Below are 24,096 nucleotides of genomic sequence, written 5' to 3' on the forward strand. Positions count from 1 at the left end.
CAGACGTAGGTTGCAAAACCAAAAATCTCTTTACCAAGGATTACCAATCATTGTAAAAGCTGCCCAAAAATAGGGATGATTTAGCTGTTTATCACCAAGTTCTATCAAAGCTGGCGGCAAAGCAAAACTTCCTCTGGGTGTTTTGAGTGTACCATTTTCTAGCCTGACATCTCCTTTGAGCATTCCGACTTGGGCGCGTCTTAAGGCTTCGGCTTTGATGGGGGCTTTTCGCAGTTGTTCATAAAATTCTGTCATCAGTCCAAAAGTGCCTTCATCGGAGACATACCATAAACTTGCTAACGCAGATTTCGCCCCAGCTTGGACTGCAAAGCCAGCAAAACCCAACTCAGCTTCATCATTTCCCAACGCTGTCCGACAAGCACTCAAAACTACTAGTTCCACTGGTGGGTCATTCCAACCAAGTTGTCGCATTTGATCCATTTTTAATTGACTATCCCACAATTGAATGTAAGAGTTACCAGGCGCACCAGGTCTAAATTCGCCGTGGGTTGCTAGATGAACAATACCAAAGGGAATTTGCTGGCGTTGAGCTTTGAGATTATTTAATGTGAAGCCTTCATTTAAAAATGATTTACCTGGCCAAAGCTTTTGAGTGATGGTATTTAATTCTGTGGGTACAGCAGGGAGAGGGTCTTGGTTAGTAAATTGCGATGCACCCATACCTAAAACTTCTGCTTTTTTAATGTCAACATATTTGGTATCGGTGAGGCTAAGGCTAGGCATTAAACCAACGCTGTAGTTCTCCACCAAATACTTTTGTCCATCATAAAGGGCTGCTACAGGCATGGCACGCAAGCCTGTATCCATAAGAAAGACTAAATTATTAATTTGGTATTTTTGCAGATCGGCAACAATTGGCGTAATCATCCACTGGTATAGTTGTTTAGCTGGGTTGATATAGTTGCGTCGCAAGGCTGGGTCAGTTACACGACTAGTAAATTGGCGGCTGGTGGCGAGAACTTGCGATCGCGTAACATTTACTACCTTACGAATTGCCTCACCCTTAGCTGTCACTACTACCAACTCTAACAGGTCGTTATCTTGGGCAATCAGAGCTTTTTCCTGCTGTATCTCTCCTGGTTTGATGGTTCCTGGGACAAACGAAACGTAAATTAATGCAGGTTTTACACCTGTGGAGGCTTCAATAGTACTTAATATTTCACGAGCTTCCGTGATAGTTTTAATTTGGGGTTGACCTTCACCTAAATACTGCCCAACCTGATTTGTCAACTGTTCATCGATTTTAGCCACATCTGTGTCAAGTTCTAACTTGGGAGGGTTATTTACTATTTCTCCTGTGGGTTGGGAACTGGGAGTTTGTTTTTCAACCTCTGGGTCAGGCGCGTTATCTATACTCGGTGTTGGCGTTGGCGTTGGTGTAACGCTGATATTAATTTGCTGTGGTGTTGATTGAGACACGCCATCACTAGCTCTGACTGTAAAAGCGGGAATTGTACCAGTCGTACCCGATGGCGGGGTGTACACCAAAACTGTGTCGGCAGTTAAAGTAGTGCCAGAAGTAACTAGTGTACCGTCTGTTAGTCTGAGAGTACCCGATGAAATTGCATCAAAAATATTAGTAGTAACATCATTATTTACATCATTGGTAACTGCATTTAATGAGCCAAATGTAAAAGTTATGGATTGATTTTGTTGAATTGTACCGAGTGAGTTGGTTGTGATGGTCGGTGCTGTATTAATCGAAATAAAATTCGTGCCGTTACCTGTATCTGTCACCGTGCCGTTACTTGCTAGTAGCGGAAAAGATGTACCAGTTGTTGGGGTATCATTCCTGACAATTCTGCCTGCTGTACCATTAGTGCTAGTAGCATCACCTATGACAAAGGAGACATTATTTGGCCCGCCATCATGTTGAATTGTGATAGTACCTGACTGACTAACACTACCGTTGCTAAAACCAGTAGTGTTAATGGTATCGGTAGCTACTCCTTCACTCAAAGGTATTAATCCTGTTCCTCTAACCAGACCATTTGCCAAAACACTGACATTGCCGCCTTGAGCATTGGGTGTACCACCTTCAGAAGAGCTACTACTAGCTTGAGTGTTGATACTAGTAAATGTAATATTGCTGCCAAAAACTGTATTAGTTGCATTCAAGGTGACTGCACCTGCTATCACGTCACCGTCCAAACCCGATGCTGAGGTGTCAATGCTACCCGTGTTAATGCTACTTCCGGCTGTCAAGTTAACAAGACCAGACGTACCCCCTGTCTCGTTAAAAAATGATGTATTGATATCACCAGTGTCAATAGTACCTCCGGCAGTCAGATTAACTGCGCCGCCTGTAGTAGAACTGAAAGTAATAATATTAGTCGTAGTAATATTACCCCCAGCGTTGATTGTAACTGCACCAGCAGTATCAGAGCTGTTAGTGTTAATACTATTAGTTGAAATGTTACCTCCAGCAGTCAGATTAACTGCGCCGCCGTTACCAAAAATAGTAGGTGTGGTCTGAATAGTTTGCGTAGTAATATTACCTGTCGCACTAATAGTTATTGGCCCACCATAGTCGGCAATTGTCAGATTTTGTGTAATAACATTTCCTGGTGAAGATGTAATACCGGAAGTAGTGAAGGTAGGTGGGGTAAAATTTGTTTCTTGTAAACTGCTGACACCTGCTCTTAAAATCAAAGCCCTTTGACTGGCTAATTGTAAAGCATCTGCGGTACAAGTATTAGTTGCACAAAAACTAGCCAGTGCTGTATCTGTATTATCAATAGTAATAGCACCAGTAGTGATACTCCCACTAGATTCTATTTTTAAAGATGGCCCTGTGTAATCGCCAATAGTCACATCTTGAGTAGAACTAATAATGGGGTCAACTAAACTAGTAAAGTTGCCTGCTGCTCCTTGAGTATTGAGAATTGCAAAGTTACCACCGCTGGCAAAGTGAGCATCGAGAGAAATTGGCCCATCACTGATTAATGTTAAATTTCCGCTACTAATAAAAGGTGTTTGATCTAAATGGTTGATCGCAAAAATATCAATCTTTTGATTGCCTTGCAGTGTGAGATTTCCGCCAGCAATAGCCGAGAAATTTTTGGCTACACTATCACGCACTGTAACTGTATCTTGGGCCAATAAATTTAAATTGCCTGTAGCTGTTAATTGACTTTCTGGTAATGTTAAATTTTGGCTAGCCTTGAGGGTAATATTTTGGGCATTCGCTTGAGTTGCTACAACATCACCATCTTTAACAATTAAGCCAGAACCAGTTAATTGCACTTGTCCATGATCATTAACTACTAACCCAGAAGCGTTACTGCCACCGCCACCAGTTAACAATGCGGCTAAAGAATTTGTAGCTGAATTAGTAGGCGAATTTAGTGGTTGAATTTCTAAACTTAAGGGGTTTCCCGGCACACTCAATTTGAGCAAGCTACTACCCGGTACAGCAGCAACAGTAATGTTACCACCTGGGGCTGATAAAGTGCCGGTGCTGACAACTGTCCCGCCAAATAAACTTAAGTTATTGCCTGATGGTACAGCTAAATTGCCTTGATTTAAAATTGCACTGGCAACGCTAGAATCAAAGGCAAAACTATTAGGGCTACCGATAAGTGCGCTATAGTTATTGTTACCGATCGCCTTAAACCAATTATTTCCAAAACCAATGCGATCGCTAGTTGTCGCTGTAAACGATGCTGGGACATTTAAACTGGCATTACTGCCAAAAATAATCCCAGCAGGGTTAATTAAATATAAGTTGGAATTACCCCCCGTCACGGTAATTAAACCGTTAATTAAAGAAGCTTGTCCACCTGTAACTCTGCCTAAAATATTTTGAATTGATGGTTGCGATAAAAAATTGGCGGTTTGATTAGCATCAAGTCCAAATTTTGTAAAACTGTGAAAGAGATTAATTTGATCGCTGCTTAAACTGCCACCACTAATATTAATATTATTGCCTTGGGTATTCACCACTGTTCCTGTACCATCAGAGGCAGGTGTGATTGACTGTGCTTTGACGCTTGCAGGTAATAGCGATAATATCAAAGCTAAATTACTCGCCGCTAATAATTTAGCTGGCAGGAATAAACTCTTTTGATGGAATATTTTCTTAGCTTGAAAAATCGCCAATAAATTGATTTTACCACCGGGAATTAGTGCTTGTTTTGCTGTTTTTTGTTGGCTAGAATTACGGCGTTGTCGTGCTTTGATAGTTGCTAAGTGAGAATTTTTAATTTGCAGGTAACGCTGTTGTTGAGAGATGCTTTCTGGATGGGTGCGATAATAATATAGTGGCTGATATAGATGTTCTACCTGGGCAACTTCCGCCAGCCGCAGACATAAATCATAATCTTCCGCCGCAATTAGTGACTCATCAATTCCGCCTGCTAACTCAAACACTTCTCGACGGATGAGGCGGAAGTGAAATGTCATGAATTTATTTAATAGTTCTTCGCGGCTATAAGGTACAAGACAACGATAGCCATAACTTAAAATCGTGTCGTTTTCGTCAATATCTAAATAATCTGTATAAACCCAACCAATATGCGGTTTTTTATCTAATATTGCGGCTGTTTGGGCTAGTGCTGTTGGTGCTAACAAATCATCGCTATCTACCCAACCAATGTATTTACCACGAGTTTGGGGAATCGCCGCTTTTAAGGCTTTTGGTTGTCCAAGATTATTTTTGCTTAATATTAACCGCACACGGCGATCGCATTTTGCATACTCTTGAGCAATTTCTACTGAACTATCTGTCGAGCCATTATCCCAAATTAGCAGTTCAAAGTCTTGTCGCGTTTGCGCTAAAACACTTTCGATAGCCGTTTTGAGATAACGCTCTCGATTATAAACTGTGATAATTAATGAAATTGTTGGCAGCATACAAATTTAAGTTTTTAAATTTAATTAAGACTAAAGTAATCCGTTTAAAATTGACAAACCAATCTATTCCCTATTTCTATAAGTAGTTGAGAAATCAAATAGGGTGATTTTATAACTGTAATTTCCCTTGTATCCATAGAATATACATTAAGTCATTATCTTTTAGGCATTATCAAGGTTTGTCTTGCGTAATTTATAAATCTTAGTAAACGGAAACTAGAATATATTGGCGTTCTCGGCGACTTGGCGGTTGGCTAAATTAGACTTTTTGACAATTCTTGTCTAAATCCTGAGTTTGATAAAGTTGATTCGTATTGCCTCATTCTTTCATAAAAATTAAAAAAATATGAAATATTCTTATGCTAAAAACAAGCAAAAGCTGAGATTAGCACCGCACCTTTGCCCAGCTAAACCGAATATTTGGGTAAAAATTGCGCGCTTAGGGATTAAAGCTAAATCGAGTGCAATTGTTTGGGGACTAACAGCCACTTTTTTAGCAGTAAATTCCTTAGTACCGAAAACTTTGTTCGCTCAAGAAAAGTTAGAAATTAAAGATTTTGACTATTGGGCAAACTTTTGCAAACTGCTAGGAGATGAAAAGAAATATGAAGAAGCACTCGCAGCTTGCAACCAAGGTATAGGTATTAAACCAGATGAAGCAGAAATTTGGATAACGCGCACGCAAATTTTACTCAAGCAAGCAAAATATAGCGAAGCATTAGTATCAGCTGATCGCATCTTACGCCTACAACCAAAATATTCCTTAGCATTAGCCCAAAGATGTGAAGCATTATTAAGTTTAAATAAGTATACAGAAGCCAGCAACGCTTGTGATTTAGCACTGCGTTCTGATGGTAATTGGGGTGATAATACAGCAGCGATCGCTTGGTATAATAAAGGTTTATCCCAAACTAAATTAGGACAATTTACAGAAGCACTTACATCATTTAATCACGCTTTAGAAATTAATCCCGAAAATTCTTTAGCCTTAACAGCAAATTGCCAAGCTTTCACAAATTTAAATAGATTGAGTGAAGCCATCTCGGCTTGTGATGCAGCTATTAAAACTAATCAAAATTGGGGTGATAATACAGCAGCGATCGCTTGGTATGCTAAAGGGTTAGCACAGAAAAAAAACGGACAACTTGAAGAAGCGATTTCTTCATTTGATCAAGCCGTAGCGATGAATCCCCAAGATGCCGAAATTTGGCTAGAACATGGCAGAACTTTAGCAACTATTGGTAAACCAGAACAAGCGGCTATGTCTTATGAATTTGCCGTGAAATTAAGTCCAAAATATGCCTTAGCTTTAGCAAGTCAAAGTGCTGCATTTAACAAATTGAATAAATTTAAAGAAGCCCAAGCAGCCGGCGAACAAGCCCTTCAAGCTGATAACCGTTGGGGTGATGAAAGCCCGGCTTTAGCATGGGAACAACGGGGAATCGCTTTAGCTGGATTAGGTAGTTATGAAGAAGGATTAGCATCATTAGAAAGAGCAATAGCTTTGAAACCAAACTATGCTGAAGCCTGGAATAATCGTGCTGTTACCCAATGGTATTTAGGCAGATACTCTGATGCAATTGCTAGTAGCGATCGCGCCACTCAAATTAATCCTAAATATGCCCAAGCTTGGTTTAATAAAGGCAGAATTCTCAAAACATTAGAACGCTATCCTCAAGCCTTAGCAGCTTATAGCAAAGCATTAGAAAATACAGGCAAATTTACAGATAAATTACTATTAGCAAATATTTGGGCTAATCGTAGTGTGGTTTTATGGCATTTATCGAGAAATCAAGAAGCATTAGTATCAGCAGACCGCGCAATTATTCTTAATCCCGACTTATCGCAAGGATGGTACAACCGAGGCGTAGTTTTATTTGATTTAGCCAGATATAACGAAGCAATTAACGCTTATAATCGTGCCAATATCCTTGCGCCGACAGATGCCAATATCTTAGCCGGAAAAGGCGTAGCCTTATTAAGATTAGGCAACTTTCAAGAAGCTGTCACTACCTTTGCAGCTACCTTAGCACTTGATCCAAAAAATTCCTTAGCTTTAGCCAATCAAACTATTGCTCAACAACGTCTGCAAGCACAGCAGCAAAAATTAGAACAACAAAAAATGCCAGTCATTCCTGAGCAAAGCAAAAAGTAATTGATTTGGCCAAGCCCCTTCGAGGCGGGAATAGGGAAAGAATTTAGCCCCGAATTTTGGGTAAAGCACCATTATTTATTTATGAAAGAAATAAAAACATTTTTTGCGAGGCTCGTAGGGCAAGAAGAAATACGTCTTTAGACAAATCCTCTCATTTTAATTATGGGGATTTCCCTGTTCCCTGGTAATATTTTGTCGGGAAAATTTAATTAATTTACTTTGATGAGTAATGTTACCTAAACCCTTTAGCCATCAAAAGAGATAATGATGAGCCGCGAAATCTCAAAATTATTACTGAGTTCACCCATTTAGGTGAAGGCATATAAAATTACTAAAGACTAACATTAAGGAAAGTTAAGCAATATTGTTTCAAATTATATTTCAACAGTTTGCGACACATCCCAGCGTTAGCTCCTATAGGATTTTATCAAGCTTGATTATGAACACCTACATAGAAGTTCCCGTGATTGGCAAGATTAAGCACCCCGGACGCTGGCTGATGGGGTTGATAGCCACGGGTGCTTTAGTGGTTGGGACAACTACTACATACAACTTGGTCAATCGTGGTGCAAGTGACCAAGATATGACAAAATTAACAGTTCCCGTAGAAACCAAAGATGTCACGTTAAAAATTACTGCCAGTGGCAAAGTTGTACCAATTCAAAGTGTGAATATCAGTCCGAAAAATCCTGGTGTACTAGCAGAATTATATGTCGAACAAGGCGATCGCGTACAGCAAAATCAAGTCCTCGCCCGGATGGATGTAGGCGATTTAGAAGCCCAAATTCAACAATATCTTGCCAATTTAGCCCAAGCCCAAGCTCAACTCAATCAAGCCTTAGCAGGTAATCGTCCACAAGAAATTGCCCAAGCCAAAGCGCGCTTATCCCAAGCCCAAGCCCAGTTAGCCCAAGCGCGCGCCGGAAATCGCTCTCAAGAAATTGAACAAGCCGTAGCCCAAGTAGATTCTGCCAAAGCCCAAGTCAGCCTCAGCGAAACACGCGCTAACCGCTATCGAGAATTAGCCCGACAAGGAGCAGTTTCTCAAGACCAATTAGATCAATATGTTAGTGAAGATAGACGCGCCAAAGCAGCTTTAGCAGAAGCACAAAAACGTTTATCTCTATTACAAAGTGGTACACGCAACGAAGAAATCGCCGCACGAGAAGCTGCTGTAACTGAAGCCCGAGCCGCCTTAGTTTTATTAGAAAATGGCTCTCGTCCTGAAGAAATTGCCCAACGCCGCGCCGCAGTCAAAGCAGCCGAAGCACAGTTAGCCGCAGCCCAAGTAAAAGTGAGAGATACAGTCATTCGCGCGCCGTTTGCCGGAATTGTGACGCAGAAATATGCCAACATCGGTGCGTTTGTGACCCCAACTACTTCAGCTTCTACGAGTGCATCGGCAACATCTAGCTCAATTGTCGCCGTCGCCAAAGGTTTAGAAGTCTTAGCCCAAGTCCCAGAAGCGGATATTGGCAGAGTTAGACAAGGACAAGCTGTGGAAATAGTTGCAGATGCTTATCCCGACCAAGTATTTAAAGGTACGGTAAGACTGATTGCACCAGAAGCAGTAGTAGATCAAGGTGTCACATCCTTTCAGGTGCGCGTAGCTTTAGAGACAGGTATGGATAAATTGCGTTCTGGCTTAAATCTAGATTTAACCTTTTTAGGCGATCGCGTTAACAATACCTTAGTTTTACCCACCGTCGCCATCGTCACCGAAAAAGGTAAAACGGGTGTACTTGTTCCCGATGCCAAAAACCAACCCCAATTTCGGGAAGTCACAGTAGGGGCGCAAATTCAAGACCAAACTCAAGTTCTCTCAGGCGTGCAAGCTGGCGAGCGTGTATTTGTTGACTTGCCCAAGAACTACAAACTCGAAAAGGCCAAACAACAAAAATGAACTTCTTAGAAAGTGTGCAAATGGCAGGTAAAACCCTGCTATCTAATAAATTGCGTAGCGCGCTCACCATGTTAGGTATCGTGATTGGTAACGCTTCGGTGATTGCCATGATTGGCATTGGTGAAGGCGGACAAAAATATGTCTCCAATCAATTAGAATCTTTAGGGCCGAACGTCTTATTTGTCATTCCCGGTAATCAAGAAACTGAGCGCATTTCGCGTGATGTCCCTAAAACTTTAATTTTAGAAGATGCCCAAGCGATCGCTACCCAAGTTCCCACCATCGCCGAAGTCACCGCAGAATTAAATAGTCGCCAAGTCGTGACTTACGGTAGTAAAAATACTGATGTGAATATTATCGGCACAACCCCTAGCTTTTTAATAGTCCGCGACTTTAAACCGGAAAAAGGGCGGTTTTTCTCGGAAGTTGATACCAAACGTAGTAACCAAGTTGTCGTCCTAGGGGCAAAACTCGCCGAAAGATTATTTGGTAATACAACACCAGTTGGGCAGCAATTACGCATCAAAAATACCAGCTTTCAAGTAATTGGCGTATTAACAGCTAAAGGCTCCAATTTAGGCGTTGACTATGATGATGCGGCACTAATTCCCGTCAACACAATGGCTAACCGCATCGTTGGGCGCACCTCTCCCTACGGCTTAGAGTTAAGTTACATCGTCGCTTCGGCGAAAAATGCCAATAGTGTTGATGCAGCTGTCTTTCAAATCACCAACTTGCTACGCCAACGGCACAAAATCATCGGTGAAGATGACTTTACCATCCGTACCCAAAAAGATGCATTGCAAACCGTTGGGCAAATCACAGGTGCATTAACAATTATGCTGGCGGCGATCGCTGGCATTTCCTTATTTGTCGGCGGTATCGGTATCATGAACATCATGCTAGTATCCGTCACCGAACGCACCCAAGAAATTGGACTGAGAAAAGCTATTGGCGCAACCGAACAAGACATCTTATTGCAGTTCATGATTGAAGCCGTGATTGTTTCCGCCATTGGTGGTGTAGTGGGAACCGCCGTTGGAGTTAGCGGTATTTTAATAGTTGCCGCCTTAACCCCCCTAGATGCCGGAATTTCGGTAGTAGCAATTACTACAGCCGTTGGTGTTTCTGGTGCGATCGGTTTATTCTTCGGTGTCGTTCCCGCCCGCCGTGCGGCTAAACTTGACCCCATCGTGGCATTACGCAGTGCTTAGGTAAAGTGTTGAGTCTCTATTTAAGATTTTTAATTACTTGCAGAAAATAAATTCAGGACTTACGCAAAATATCTCTCAAACTCTCATTTCTCCGTGAACTCTGCGCCTCTGTGGTTCGATTTTCCGTAGCTTGTGCGTAAGTCCTGAAATTAACTAGTACAGGTCGGCGTAAATCAACAGACCATCTGAACTTGCTAAAAGGCTTGTGGTATCACTATTCTTTCTCTTTCCTTTTGACTCTTGCGAGTGACGCTCCTGCGTCGCTAACGCCAGTTGACGCCAGTTGACGACAGTTGCCTCAAGTCGGGGAACCCGTCCACCGCACTGGCTCACTTTTTCCTTTTGCCTTATTTTACTAGGACTTTTTCACTAAAATCTGGTGCTTGACTCAGTTTTATTCGTAGCATGATCCGCAACCAGTCCTTAAATCCCCAAAACTAAGCCATTGTAAAGCTTTTGCGTATTTATGTAATTAAATATAAAGTTAATATCAAGCAAATAGACAATTATTAAACTTTTATTAAACATTTACTTAACAGTCCTTGCATTCTTCTGAAAACCGTGAAATATTAAAATCATGAAGTGCGCTCTCAATAACCTTAAAGCGGCTTCCACTAAAGCATTTGTCACGTTGGACAATTTAAGTCAGCCACTATATGTGCTGCTGCCATAGTAATCTGCCTAAGTCTAATGTCTTGAGGCGAACGCTATTGTGCGACTGTTGTCTTTTACTTTGACAAAGCCTGCACTCATTCATTTTGACAATCTACTAATTTTCAAAGGTCAAATCATGGGAGCAACACTTATCCAAACTCAAAGTTCCAATATCCAGCCTATCTCGGAGAATGGAACTAGCACCTCATTAGAGCAACGTGTTGGGATTAATAGTCTAGTTATTTAGGGCTTGCTGTACTAGTTACTGAAGAACCAAAACTATTTAATGGTTGGGAAAACAACAGAAAAAATAACGTGTCTTCTCAACTGAAATATTTACCATTGCGATATCTATAGCCCTATACATAAAAAATTTTTGCGATGATTATCGCACAATTTTTTATGCAGAATAAAGCTTGCTCATTTGTTATTTTTGTCTGAAGATCAGAGGAAGATTATGTTTGTAACAAAACGATTATTCTTAGGTGCTTTGACATTATCTTTAGTTAGTTTGACCAGTTATCCATCCAAAAGTTTAGCCAATTCTCAACTATCTACAAAGCCTGTACAAGAATTTTACACTGCAAGCCTAGTCAATACTGTTCTAAATCCTCTTCTAAACCCTTATAAATGCCCTACAAAATTAAGAGTTATTAACGCTGCGGTTGCTACTGCGTCACCAGTTGATGTCATTGTCAACGGTACAAAAGTTTTAGAAAATGTAGATTTTCGTCAAGCTAGTGAATATGTAAATGTAACACCAGGAAATATTCAGGTAGTTTTTCGGCAATCTGGTACTTACAATACAATTGCTTCTAGAACCTTTACAGGCGCACCTAATAGTGCCTATACAGTAGCGGTAACAGGAACACTACAAGGCCCTTCAGGTCAACCATTATTTAATCAATCACCCTTTGTGATTCCAGAGGATTTAACACAGCCTAATCCAGGTAAATTTAAAGGACGTTGGTATCGCTTTTCAGAAACTAGCGCTGTTATAGATTTCCGTATTAGCAAATCCTCTAGCCCAAATGTGGATGAAACTCGTATCACAGACCTAATACCCAAAACTGCTATTCCTTACCCAGAACTTACGGCTGGTACATATAACTTTAATCCAGTTCTACCTGACCAATTTGATCCATTGATCAATAATGCCTTCAACCCACCAATCACAGTAGAAGTTGCCAATCAACAAGTCCCGGCCGGAGTCATTTTTGATGTAATTGCTACAGGTAATGGCTTAGGCCAAGCACCTAACTCACTGCTACTCACAACTGCCTCAACACAAACAGCACCTCCTGATGCTAATGGGTGTAATCAGATTGTGCAGTAAGCAATATCAACTTAGTGAGGCATTTTTCAGCGACTTGCAATAGGCTGCATCCCAGTTTTTATTTCGCATATAGAGGATAATTGTCATTGCGAGGAGGAACGACGTAGACACGAAGTGGCTTCCCGTTCGCGTAGCGTCTCCCTTTGGGAGAAGAATCTCATGCACTCCTTCAGAATGCTAAGATTTTGCGATTGCTTCGTTCCTCGCAATGACATATAAAAAAGTGGGATGCTCCCAAGAATAAGTAGGTCGGCTGAAATAAATATTGTTGTGACCAGGCAGGGAGAATCCAATATGAATCCTATATTTTTCTCAATTATTTTTGGCTATTTTAAAGCACGTTAATCCTACCATCATCTTGAATATACACAGAGCGATCGCCAGGAACGCGCCAAGTCGGACGCAGTTCTACGCGCAAGGTAGATAAATTGGGTTTAGAAAGATTAGCTTGTATTGATCTACCTGTTTCATCCCAAAATACAAGCGATGTATTTGGTTCTGTACCTTCTAGTTGATCTAACTTTAAATTCTGTCCAGGATTTAGCGAAATGGGATCAGTAATTGAAGGTTTTTGGATTTTCAATACACGCGGCGTATTATTAATTATTAACACGCGGATACGCTGCCCTGGGGTAAATTGCAGTGGAGCTTTACCACATTTAGATGCACAAGTTCCCGCTAAAGAAATGTCAGAGTGACTACTAGCAGTTAATAGCAACGTAGCAGTAATTAATAACGCTGATACTAATTTTGACATGGCAATATAATTTACACAGCTGATATAGATATTGATTTGAATACCTCAGCCTAACACCGTACTTAATCAAGTGTGTATTAGTGTAAATCCTGATACTTTTACTCTCTAGTGCCTGCTAGTACTGATGAACGTCTAGCTGCCGAATCAGTTTTAGACTGCGTTCGGGGCTGTCGCATCTTAGCTGATAAAGGATTTATTGGCGGTCAAAGTTATCTCTGTTGCTCTCGACTTGATGAATCCTCAACATTTAAAAAATTGGTTCACTAATTGCTGTTATTGTAACTCTTAACTTCGGGAAGTGCTGTATTAAGTGTATTAAGTGTCTTAAGTGTCTTAAGTTTCTTAAGTGTCTTATTGATTAATTCCTTAACTATCTTAACTGACCTTGCACTATCAAATAATTTTTGAAACACTAAAAATATAGGATGATGTTGGCTATCCTTGCTTAATATGCAAAGCAAATGCTGTAAAATTTTGCTTTTTCAAATTAAGAAATATTTAATATAATTATTAATTTTGATTAATGGAAAATTTTCAAGAATTCCTGTCAGAAGTTAAAAAGTTAGGTATTAAAATTTTTTTAGATGGCAATAACCTGCGTTGTAATGCTCCAAAGGGTGCGATTACCCCTGAAATTAAAGCTAATTTAACAAATTGGAAATCTGAAATTGTAGCTTATTTACGCAAGCAAAACCAACAAGACCACATTGTTCCCACTAATAGAGACAATATAATTCCCCTTTCTTATGCCCAATCTAGATTGTGGTTTATAGATGAATTAGAATCGGGAAAAAGCACAAAATACAATACAGTTCTCAATTTTCAAATTAAAGGGAATCTTAACGTTGAAGGTTTAAAAAAATCTTTACAAGCCATAGTTAATCGCCATGAGATTTTACGCACAAATTTTCAACAAATCAATGGCTCACTGCAACAGATAGTTCATTCTAGATTCATATTAGAAATACCAGTTATTGATTTAAGCCATATCCCAGAAACAGAACAAACAAAGAAAATAGAAGAGTTAATCGCCAACAATCAAAGACCATTCAACTTAGCTACCGATTCTCTCATCCGCACTAAGTTAGTGCAGCTAGGAACTGAATATTACATACTTCTCATTACTTTCCATCATATAATTTTTGATGCTTGGTCAGTCGGCATATTTATTCAAGAACTATCTAATTTATATCAAGCCTACACCAATAATATATCTGACATTGAGAAAATTTTACCAGAACTCCCGATTCAATATGCTGATTTTGCTGTTTGGCAACAACAATATATGAGTGGGGAAGTTCTAGAAACTCAACTTAATTACTGGAAAAAGCAGTTAGCGAATTTACCAGAAGTTTTAGAATTACCTACAAATAAACAACGTTATCTTGCTCAAAATGCCCACGGTGCTAACCAAAACTTTACTCTCAATACTGCACTCACACAACAACTAAAAGACTTAAGTCGGCAAGAAAGAGTTACAACCTTTAATGCCCTTTTAGCGGCTTTTGCCACTTTACTTCACCGTTATAGTCAACAACAAGATATTGCAATTGGTTCTCCTGTTGCTAATCGTAACCGCAAAGAAATAGAATCACTGATCGGTTTTTTTGTCAACACATTAGTTTTACGATTTAATTTTACAGAAGTTCCCACTTTTAGGGAATTATTAAAACAAGCAAATAGAGTTACTTTAGAGGCTGATGAATATCAAGATTTGCCTTTTGATAAGTTAGTAGAAGCACTGCAACCAGTCAGGGATACTAGCCATAGTCCCCTGTTTCAAGTGATGTTCTCTTATCAAAAATCACCAGTCTCGCAAATAGAGTGGCAAGATATTATTCTCACTCCCTTACCAAACTCACAAGTTACAGAAACATTTGATTTAAGTTTATTAATATCAGAGTCGGAAAATAATCTTACCTGTTACTGGGAATATAACTCAGAATTATTTAGTTCGGAGACTATTCAGAGATTAGCGGATAGTTTTGAAACTTTATTAACAGACATAGTTTTTAACCCTGATAAAAAAGTTAGTGAATTGTCAATACTTTCATCTAGGGAAAAGCAGCAAGTTTTATCGATAGCTCAAAGTCAACAAAACCAGCAGCAGATTGATAAATTTGCCCTGGAATTAATTAAGGAAAAAGTAGAAAAAACACCAGATAAAGTTGCCATCATTTGGGAAAATCAACAACTAACCTATAGAGAACTAAATCAACGTGTCAACCAACTCGCTAATTACCTGCAAAGTTTAGGAGTTATACCCGAAACTCTAGTGGGAATTTGTGTGCAGCGTTCTCTAGAAATGGTAGTAGGGATATTAGCAATTCTACAAGCTGGTGGTGCTTATGTTCCCATTGACCCAGCAAATCCACAGGAACGCATTGCGTATATATTAGAAGATACACAAACTCAAATCCTGCTGACACAGGAAAGATTACTCGATAAACTACCAGAATTTACCGTAAAAACTATCTTTTTAGATACAGAATGGGCAGAAATTAGTACACAGAGTACAGAATGCCCAGATAACGAAGTTCAACCGGATAATTTAGCGTATATTATTTACACATCTGGTTCCACAGGTAAACCCAAAGGAGTGATGATCGAACAGCGATCGCTCACTAATTTTACCCAAATGGCAGCACAGATATATAATATTACTGCCCAAGACCGGATATTGCAATTTGCCTCCATCAGTTTTGATACCGCAGTCGAAGAAATTTTCCCTTGTTTAAGTCAAGGTGCAACATTAGTTTTGCGTACTGAAGAAATGTTGCTTTCTCCGAATAACTTCTGGGAAGATTGTCAAAAATATCAAATCACCATTCTCAATTTTCCTACTGCTTATTGGCACTATTTAACTGCGGAATTAACTCCCAATGATGCGAGAATTCCTGAAGGTTTAAAGTTAGTAATTATTGGGGGAGAACAGGCACAAATCGAACAAGTGCAACGTTGGAAACAAGCGATCGCTAATTTCCCACATCCACCCAAATTAGTCAATGGTTACGGGCCAACAGAAGGGACAGTCACCACAAGTTTCTATTACTTTGGGGATAAAGAAGAAGTATTAGTTCCCATTGGTAAACCTTTACCTAATGCCCAAGTTTATATCTTAGATGCCAACTTGCAACCTTTACCTATAGGTGTAGCAGGAGAATTACATATTGGTGGTGCTGGTTTAGCCAGGGGATATTTAAATCGTCCTGAGTTAACAGCAGAAAAGTTTATTGATTATGCTTTTGATGGTTATTCACCAACACGTTTGTATAAAACTGGTGACTTGGCACGTTATCGGGATGATGGCAATTTAGAATTTTTAGGACGGATAGATAATCAAGTCAAAATTCGTGGTTTCCGCATTGAATTAGGGGAAATTGAAACTTTATTAATGCAACATCCCCAAGTCCGCGTATCTGTTGTGACAGTACGAGAAGATAAACCACAAAATCAGCAATTAGTAGCTTATATTATTCCGCAATCTGAGCAAATCAGTAAACGGGAATTGCGGCAATTCCTCAAGCAGAAATTACCTGATTATATGTTACCTAATGCTTGGGTAATGCTCGATGCTTTTCCTTTGACTACTAATAATAAAATCGATTATCGCGCTCTCCCAGCACCTACAGAAGAAATCGCCAGCGATAATAGTTTTATTGCCCCATATACACCTACACAAGGATTAATTGCTGATACATTTGCTGCTGTATTGCACAGAGAAAAGATTGGCATTGATGATAATTTCTTTGTGCTGGGTGGTCATTCTCTCTTAGCAGCGCAAGTTGTATATCGCTTGCGGGAAATTTTCCAAATAGATATACCTCTGCGTTACTTGTTTGAATTTCCCACTGTTACTGAGTTGGAACAGGCTATATTGCAACAACAGCAAGCAGCCATCAAACTAGCCATTCCTCCCATTGTCCCAACTTCCAGAGAAACGGAGCATTTACCTCTGTCTTCTGCCCAGTCAAGACTATGGTTCTTGAACCAATTAGCAGAAATTAATAATACTTATAATATAGCTGCTGCTTTTCATCTTCAGGGCAATTTGGATATTGCTGCATTAGAAAAAGCTATCCAAATTATCGAAGCAAGACATGAAGTTTTACGAGCTAATTTTCACAGCATCAACGGTGTACCTGTACAAACAATTCACCCTGACAGTCGCTTGAAACTGTCAGTAGTTGATGTTGAAGATGTGCAACAATTAGCAAGTTTAGTTACTTTAGCAGCACAACAACCCTTTAATCTGGCAGAAGATTGCTTAATCAGAGCTAAAATCTGGCGAATTAATGCTCAAGATTATGTTTTATTGTTAGCTCTACATCACATTATTGCTGATGGTTGGTCAATGGGAGTTTTGACCAAAGAGTTAGGGCATTTATATGAAAATCTTGTTGGCAATTTGTCGGTAATTAACTCCTTACCAGCATTAGAGATTCAATATATCGACTATGTATTCTGGCAGCGTCAATGGTTAACTGGGCAAGTATTAGAAACAGAATTAAACTATTGGCGGCAACAATTAGCGGACGCACCACCATTATTAGAATTACCTACGGATAAACCCAGACCAGCAAGACAAACTTTTAACGGTGATGTAGTTAAATTCCAAATTGATGGGGCATTAAGTCAACAATTAAAAGCTCTAAGTCAACAGTCAAATGCTACTTTATATATGACTTTGTTGACTGCGTTTGTTTGCTTGCTTTACCGTTATACTGGTCAAGATGATATTTTAATTGGTTCTCCCTTTGCTAACCGGAATCAACGAGAATTAGAACCATTAATTGGCTTTTTTGTCAACACTGTAGTTTTACGCACACAAATTCAAGATAATCCGCAATTCTCGGATTTATTGCTGCAAGTTAGACAAACAGCCTTAGAAGCTTACGCTCATCAAAATATTCCCTTTGAAGAAGTAGTAGAAGTCTTACAGCCAGAACGCAATCTCAGTTATAGTCCGTTGTTCCAAGTAATGTTTGATGTAGTATTGGCTGGAACTGAGAAAATCAATTTATCTGGTTTAGAATTACAACCTTATGCCCTGCAAAATAACACTGCTAAGTTTGATTTAACTCTGATTTTGCAGGAAACAGCAACTGGGCTTGAGGGATATCTTGAATACAATAGTGATTTATTTAATCGTGACACTATTACCAGAATGTCGAGTAACTTGCAAACTTTGTTAGCAGATATAGTTACTCAGCCGCATCAACGAGTAAGTGAATTATCTCTACTTTCCACAGCAGAAAAGCAGCAATTATTAATAGATTGGAATGGAAAAAATGCAGATAATTCAGTCACTAATAAATTAGTACATGAATTATTTGCAGAACAAGTCGCGCACAGACCGAATGCTATAGCTGTGGTATGTGGTGAGCAGAAATTGACGTATGCAGAATTGGATCGTCAAGCCAATCAATTAGCGCATCATCTGCAAAAATTAGGAGTAGGGACAGAGACTTTAGTCGGTTTGTGTGTAGACCGCTCCTCAGAGATAGTAATTGGGATGCTGGCTATTTTAAAAGCAGGTGGAGCTTACGTACCTTTAGACCCGAATTATCCACCTGAGCGTTTACAATTTATGCAGGAAGATGCTCAATTCCCGATTTTAATCACTCAGGAGCGATGGCTGGAAAGGCTAGGTCAGCATGATTCTCAAATCATTTGTTTAGATAAAGATTGGGAAATTATTGCCCAAGAAAGTGAAGAGAATCCTACTACAAAGGTTGCAGTAGATAACCTTGCTTATGTGATTTATACCTCTGGTTCAACCGGAAAACCTAAAGGAGTGCAAATTGAACATAGAGGGTTATTAAATCTGATTTCTTGGCATCAAAAAGAGTTTGCAGTTTCACCACTTGATCGGGCGACACAGATTGCTGGAGTTGCTTTTGATGCTTGCGGTTGGGAAATTTGGCCTTATATTACGGCTGGAGCAAGTATATATGTTGTAGATGATGAAACAAGGCAAACACCGGAAAAATTACGAGATTGGTTAATAGCAAATGCTATTACAATTAGCTTTGTACCAACCCCATTAGCAGAGAAGCTTTTAGCATTAGATTGGTCAGAGAATTCTGTTTTACGAATATTACTCACAGGTGGGGAAAAACTCAACCTATATCCTTTAGCTTCCCATAGTTTTCGGTTAGTTAATAATTATGGGCCGACAGAGAATAGTGTTGTTAGCACCTCTGGTTATGTCCCTGTAGTAAATTCAGAAGATGAAAAATTAGCGATCGCACCCAACATTGGTATGCCGATCACTAATACACAAGTTTACATATTAGATCAACATTTACAACTTTTACCCATCGGTGTTGCGGGAGAGTTATATATTGCAGGTACAGGATTAGCAAGAGGCTATTTAAATCGTCCTGATTTAACTGCGGAAAAATTCATTGCTAACCCATTATCCGAGCAACCTGAATCACGACTTTATAAAACTGGTGATTTAGTCCGCTATTTACCAGATGGAAATATAGAATTTGTCGGACGGGTAGACAACCAAGTAAAAATTCGGGGTTTCCGCATTGAATTAGGCGAAATTGAAGCCGCATTATTGCAACATCCCCACGTCAAAACAGCCATTGTCAGGGTATGGGAAGCACAACCAGGAGATCAAAGTTTAGTAGCTTATATTCTGGCAGAAACTCCCACACCAAGTAGTGAGGAATTAAGACAATTTCTCCAGCAGAAATTACCCGATTATATGTTGCCCAGTGCTTGGGTGATGCTGGATAATTTACCGTTAACTGCAAATGGTAAAATTGATTATCGCGCTCTGCCTACACCAACCAGAGAATTACATAGTTCCTTCTTCGTCAAACCATCTACCCCGACTCAGGAATTGATTGCAGATATTATTGCTGAGGTGTTGCGATTAGAAAGAGTGGGTATCAATGATAATTTCTTTGCCTTGGGTGGACATTCTTTATTAGCGACACAAGTAATATCTCGGTTGCGGGATACATTCAAGGTAGATTTACCGCTACGCAGTTTATTTGAGTTTCCCACAGTAGCGGGTTTAGAAAAAGCGATCGCTTCCCAACTCAATCAATCGGCTTTACCACCCGCTACAATCGAACCTTTACCCAGAGATACAAATACCTTCCCTCTATCTTTTGCTCAATTAAGATTGTGGTTCCTAGAGCAGCTAGAGGAAAAATCTACAGTTTATAATATGCCTTTTGCTTGGCATCTGCACGGAAATCTCAACACCGTTGCTTTAGAAAAAGCGATTCAAGCTGTAGTTCAACGTCATGAAGTTTTACGTACCAACTTCCGCATAAATGACGATACACCAGTACAAATAATTCACGCGGACGTTAATATTTATCTGCCAATTGTTGATATTTCTCACTGTGATGATCCGCAACTAGAAGCGCAAAAATTAGCAGCGATCGCCGCTAATGCACCCTTCGATTTAACTCAAGATATCCTGATTCGTCCCCAACTATTACTGTTAGGTAAACAAGAATATGTCTTGTTGTTGACCTTACATCACATTATTGCTGATGGTTGGTCAATGGGCATTATTGAGCAAGAAATATCTAGCTTTTATCAAACTCTACTTGCTGGAGAAGCATTACCATCATCAACTTTATTAATTCAGTATGCAGATTACGCAGTTTGGCAGCGTCAATGGTTAAAAGATGAGGTTTTGCAAGGTCAATTAGATTACTGGTTGCAACAATTAAATAATGCTCCACCTTTACTAGAATTACCCATCAGTAAACCCCGTCCCGCAGTCCAAACTTTTGCGGGGGATAGTTTATTATTCCAGCTCAATTCTGACCTGACCCAACAAATTAACCAACTTAGCCGTCGCGCTAATGTCACCTTGTTCATGACATTATTAACGGCTTTTGTCACCCTGCTTTATCGCTATTCCAAACAAGAAGATATCCTCATTGGTTCTCCCATTGCTAACCGGAATCATCATGCTACAGAATCATTAGTCGGCTTTTTTGTTAATACTTTAGTTCTCAGAACCCAGATTCAAGATAACCCGACATTTTTAGAACTCCTGCAACAAGTAAGGCAAACATCTCTGGATGCTTATATGCACCAAGATGTACCTTTTGAAAAGGTAGTAGAAGCGCTGCAACCGGAACGTTCTTTAAGCTATCATCCTGTGTTTCAGGTGATGTTTGTTCTGCAAAATGCAGCTACAGGTGAATTAAATTTAGAGGGTGTAAATTGGAGTCCATTTGCTATCCAAAATACAACTACTAATTTTGATTTAACCCTTTCATTGCTAGAGAAAGAAGGACAACTATATGGTGAGTGGTCGTATAGCCGAGACTTATTCACAGAAACAGATATGTCGGCTTTCTCCAACCATTTCCAAACTTTATTAACAAATATCGTTGCCCATCCAGAGCAAAAAATCACTCATTTACCGCTCCTTTCTTTACCAGAACAGCAACAAATTCTCCAAGAGTGGAATCAGAGAACTATTTCCTATCCCCAAGATAAGTGTATTCATGAACTAGTAGCCATTCAAGCTACAAAGACTCCCCATAAAGTTGCTGTCGTTCAGCAAAATCAACAACTCACTTATCAAGAATTAAACGAACGCGCTAACCAACTTGCCCATTATCTCCAAAGCTTGGGTGTACAGCCAGAAACCTTAGTGGGAGTTTGTGCAGAACATTCTTTAGAGATGATAGTTGGCTTGTTGGCAATTCTCAAAGCTGGTGGTGCTTATGTGCCTATTGACCCCAAATATCCCCAACAGCGACAAGAATATATTTGGGAAAATGCCCAATTAAAAATCCTGCTGACTCAAGAGAAATTACTCGATCAACTGTCAAACTATCAAGGCAAAACTGTTTGTTTAGATAGAGATTGGACAGAAATTAGTCAATACAGCCCAGCCAATCCATTAATCACAGTTTCAACCCATAACTTAGCTTATATCATCTACACTTCCGGTTCTACAGGTCAACCTAAAGGTGTGATGATCGAACAGCGATCGCTCACTAATTTTACACAAGTTGCTTTCCAAGAATACGGTATTACTGAAGAAGACCGATTTTTACAATTTATCTCCATGAGTTTTGATCCCGCAGCAGGAGATATCTTTGGTTGTTTAAGCATTGGCGCTACTTTAGTGCTGCGGACAGAAGAAATGTTATTGTCCAGTGATGAATTTTGGCAATATTGTCAAGATGCACAAGTTACTGCTATCAATTTACCTACCTCATATTGGCATCAATTAGTTGGTGAATTAAGTCTCGAAGATGTAGGAATACCAAGAAGTTTACTGCGGCTAATTGTTGGTGGTGAACAAATCCAAATTAAAGCAGTTAATCACTGGCAAAAAGCAGTTGCAGATTTTCTCAACCCACCCAAATTAATCAACGCCTACGGCCCTACAGAAAGCACAATTGCTGTCACATTTCATATCTTTGACCAATCGGAAGTGACATCAGCACCAATTGGTTTACCAATGGCTAACAGTCAAGTTTATGTATTAGATAAAAACTTACAACCAGTACCTATTGGTGTACCAGGAGAACTACATATTGGGGGAATTTGTTTAGCTAGAGGATATTTACATCGTCCAGATTTAACCCAAGCAAAATTTATTCCTAATCCTTTTGATGTTTCTCAGTCCACCAGACTCTACAAAACTGGTGATTTAGTCCGCTATTTACCAGATGGAAACTTAGAGTTTGTCAGCAGAATTGATAACCAAGTAAAAATTCGCGGTTTCCGCATTGAATTAGGGGAAATTGAAACCTTATTAATGCAACATCCCCAAGTGCAAACAGCAGTAGTTACAGTTTGGGAAGAACAACCAGGTAATAAAAAATTAGTAGCATATATTGTTCCCCATTCTCCTGCAATTACCAGCGAGGAATTACGCCAATTTTTACAACTACAATTACCTGAGTATATGTTACCTACTGCTTGGGTAATGTTAGAGAGTTTACCTCTGACTAGTAACGGTAAAATAGATTATCGCGCTCTGCCTCAACCAGAATTAAATTCTACCAATAGAAGAGTTGTTGACCCACGTAACACCATAGAATTACAACTCACAAAAATTTGGTCAGAAATTTTAAATGTTTACCCTGTCGGAGTCACTGATAATTTCTTTGAACTGGGAGGACATTCGCTGCTGGCTGTCACATTAATGAGTAAAATTAAGCAGCAATTTGGCCAACAATTACCCTTATCAAGTATTTTCCAAAACGGTACTATTGAACAACAGGCTACACTCTTACATCAACAAACAACTTCTCGTCCTTGGTCGCCTTTAGTGCCGCTACAAACACAAGGAAATAAATCACCTTTATTTATTGTTCATCCAGGTGGTGGTAGCGTGTTAAATTATGTGCATTTAGCTGAGGCTCTCAGTCCACATCAACCAGTTTATGGTTTAGAAACACGCGGCTTTGATGAAGGACAAGAACCTCAAAGCGAATTGATAGAAATGTCCCGTGATTATATTCAAGCTTTGCAAACTATTCAACCACAAGGGCCTTATTACATAGCTGGTTGGTGTTTTGGTGGTTTAGTAGCTTTTGAAATAGCTCAACAGCTAACCGCCCAAGGACAAGAAGTTGCTTTATTAGCATTTTTAGATATGTATGACTTCTTGGCAGATGTCTCAACACAATTACTAACTGATGTTGAGTTATTTATGAGTTTCTTTGGTGGACATCTGCAAGTTTCACCAGAATTCTTGGCACAATTTAACCAAGAAGAACAACTTTTATATCTAATTGCTGAAGCCAAGAAACTTAAGTTTATGCCGCCCGATTTTAATCTGGCTCAATTGCATCGTCTTTTAAAAGTTGGTAAATGTCATGACGTAGCAGCAACAAATTATGTACCTCAACATTACAAAGGTAAAATTACCATGCTCCAAGCCTTGGAAGGAGTTACAGCTAATATTAATAATCCCACCCAAGGTTGGGAAAAATTAGCATATGCTGTAGATTTGCGCTGGGTTCCTGGTGATCATCGGACAATGCTCCACTCACCTCATGTGCAAGTCCTGGCAGAAAATTTACTTGCTGCTATGGAGCAAGCAAATCTAGATATATAGGATTCATACTTGATTTTTGAAAAACCAGTAGTCTTTGTGGGTAATACTCACTTTAGAGATACTGACTTTTTTTGAAAATATCCAGAGTATTCCTGTATTTAGTCTCAGCAAATTAGTAAATTTATTAT

At 39.5% G+C, this 24,096-nt stretch carries 8 protein-coding genes; 6 read left to right on the plus strand and 2 right to left on the minus strand.

Translation table 11 applies throughout. From position 1 onward, the window contains the following. Positions 1-30: 30 nt before the first annotated feature. Positions 31-4,875, minus strand: a complete 4,845-nt coding sequence (locus tag H6G69_RS25745) for a CHAT domain-containing protein (protein ID WP_190691959.1) — start codon at positions 4,873-4,875, stop codon at positions 31-33. Between the two features lie 346 nt (positions 4,876-5,221). Here H6G69_RS25745 and H6G69_RS25750 point away from each other — a divergent pair, with 346 nt between their 5' ends. The 4 genes from H6G69_RS25750 (at position 5,222) to H6G69_RS25765 (ending at position 12,137) form a co-directional block, all read left to right on the plus strand. After that, on the plus strand, positions 5,222-7,030 hold the full coding sequence (locus H6G69_RS25750) for a tetratricopeptide repeat protein (protein WP_190691960.1): 1,809 nt from the start codon (positions 5,222-5,224) through the stop codon (positions 7,028-7,030). 439 nt (positions 7,031-7,469) lie between these two features. Next, complete coding sequence (locus H6G69_RS25755) at positions 7,470-8,933, plus strand: efflux RND transporter periplasmic adaptor subunit (RefSeq protein WP_190691961.1); 1,464 nt, start codon at positions 7,470-7,472, stop codon at positions 8,931-8,933. Then, on the plus strand, positions 8,930-10,147 hold the full coding sequence (locus H6G69_RS25760; protein ID WP_190691962.1) for an ABC transporter permease: 1,218 nt from the start codon (positions 8,930-8,932) through the stop codon (positions 10,145-10,147). The genes H6G69_RS25755 and H6G69_RS25760 overlap by 4 nt, the downstream gene beginning before the upstream one ends. A gap of 1,111 nt (positions 10,148-11,258) precedes the next feature. Continuing rightward, positions 11,259-12,137: a DUF4397 domain-containing protein gene (locus H6G69_RS25765; RefSeq protein WP_190691963.1), complete on the plus strand. Its 879-nt coding sequence runs from the start codon at positions 11,259-11,261 to the stop codon at positions 12,135-12,137. Between the two features lie 331 nt (positions 12,138-12,468). Here H6G69_RS25765 and H6G69_RS25770 read toward each other — a convergent pair whose 3' ends face one another. Then, entirely contained in the window at positions 12,469-12,894 is a 426-nt protein-coding gene (locus H6G69_RS25770; RefSeq protein ID WP_190691964.1) for a hypothetical protein, read from the minus strand. 108 nt (positions 12,895-13,002) lie between these two features. On the opposite strand from H6G69_RS25770, the gene H6G69_RS34135 reads away from it, so the two are divergent. Then, on the plus strand, positions 13,003-13,161 hold the full coding sequence (locus H6G69_RS34135) for a hypothetical protein (protein ID WP_242072185.1): 159 nt from the start codon (positions 13,003-13,005) through the stop codon (positions 13,159-13,161). A 256-nt stretch (positions 13,162-13,417) separates the two neighbouring features. Beyond that, positions 13,418-23,968 (plus strand): non-ribosomal peptide synthetase, encoded by a 10,551-nt coding sequence (locus H6G69_RS25780; RefSeq protein WP_190691965.1) that lies wholly within the window; start codon positions 13,418-13,420, stop codon positions 23,966-23,968. Positions 23,969-24,096: the final 128 nt, after the last annotated feature.

It is taken from the genome of Nostoc sp. FACHB-110 (genome assembly GCF_014697425.1).
Lineage (GTDB): Bacteria > Cyanobacteriota > Cyanobacteriia > Cyanobacteriales > Nostocaceae > Nostoc_B.

Excerpts from the sequence above, each read along its gene's own strand:
- H6G69_RS25760 (WP_190691962.1), top strand. The coding sequence starts at position 8,930 with ATGAACTTCTTAGAAAGTGTGCAAATGGCAGGTAAAACCCTGCTATCT.
- H6G69_RS25765 (WP_190691963.1), top strand. The coding sequence starts at position 11,259 with ATGTTTGTAACAAAACGATTATTCTTAGGTGCTTTGACATTATCTTTA.
- H6G69_RS25745 (WP_190691959.1), bottom strand. The coding sequence starts at position 4,875 with ATGCTGCCAACAATTTCATTAATTATCACAGTTTATAATCGAGAGCGT.
- H6G69_RS25755 (WP_190691961.1), top strand. The coding sequence starts at position 7,470 with ATGAACACCTACATAGAAGTTCCCGTGATTGGCAAGATTAAGCACCCC.
- H6G69_RS25780 (WP_190691965.1), top strand. The coding sequence starts at position 13,418 with ATGGAAAATTTTCAAGAATTCCTGTCAGAAGTTAAAAAGTTAGGTATT.
- H6G69_RS25750 (WP_190691960.1), top strand. The coding sequence starts at position 5,222 with ATGAAATATTCTTATGCTAAAAACAAGCAAAAGCTGAGATTAGCACCG.
- H6G69_RS25770 (WP_190691964.1), bottom strand. The coding sequence starts at position 12,894 with ATGTCAAAATTAGTATCAGCGTTATTAATTACTGCTACGTTGCTATTA.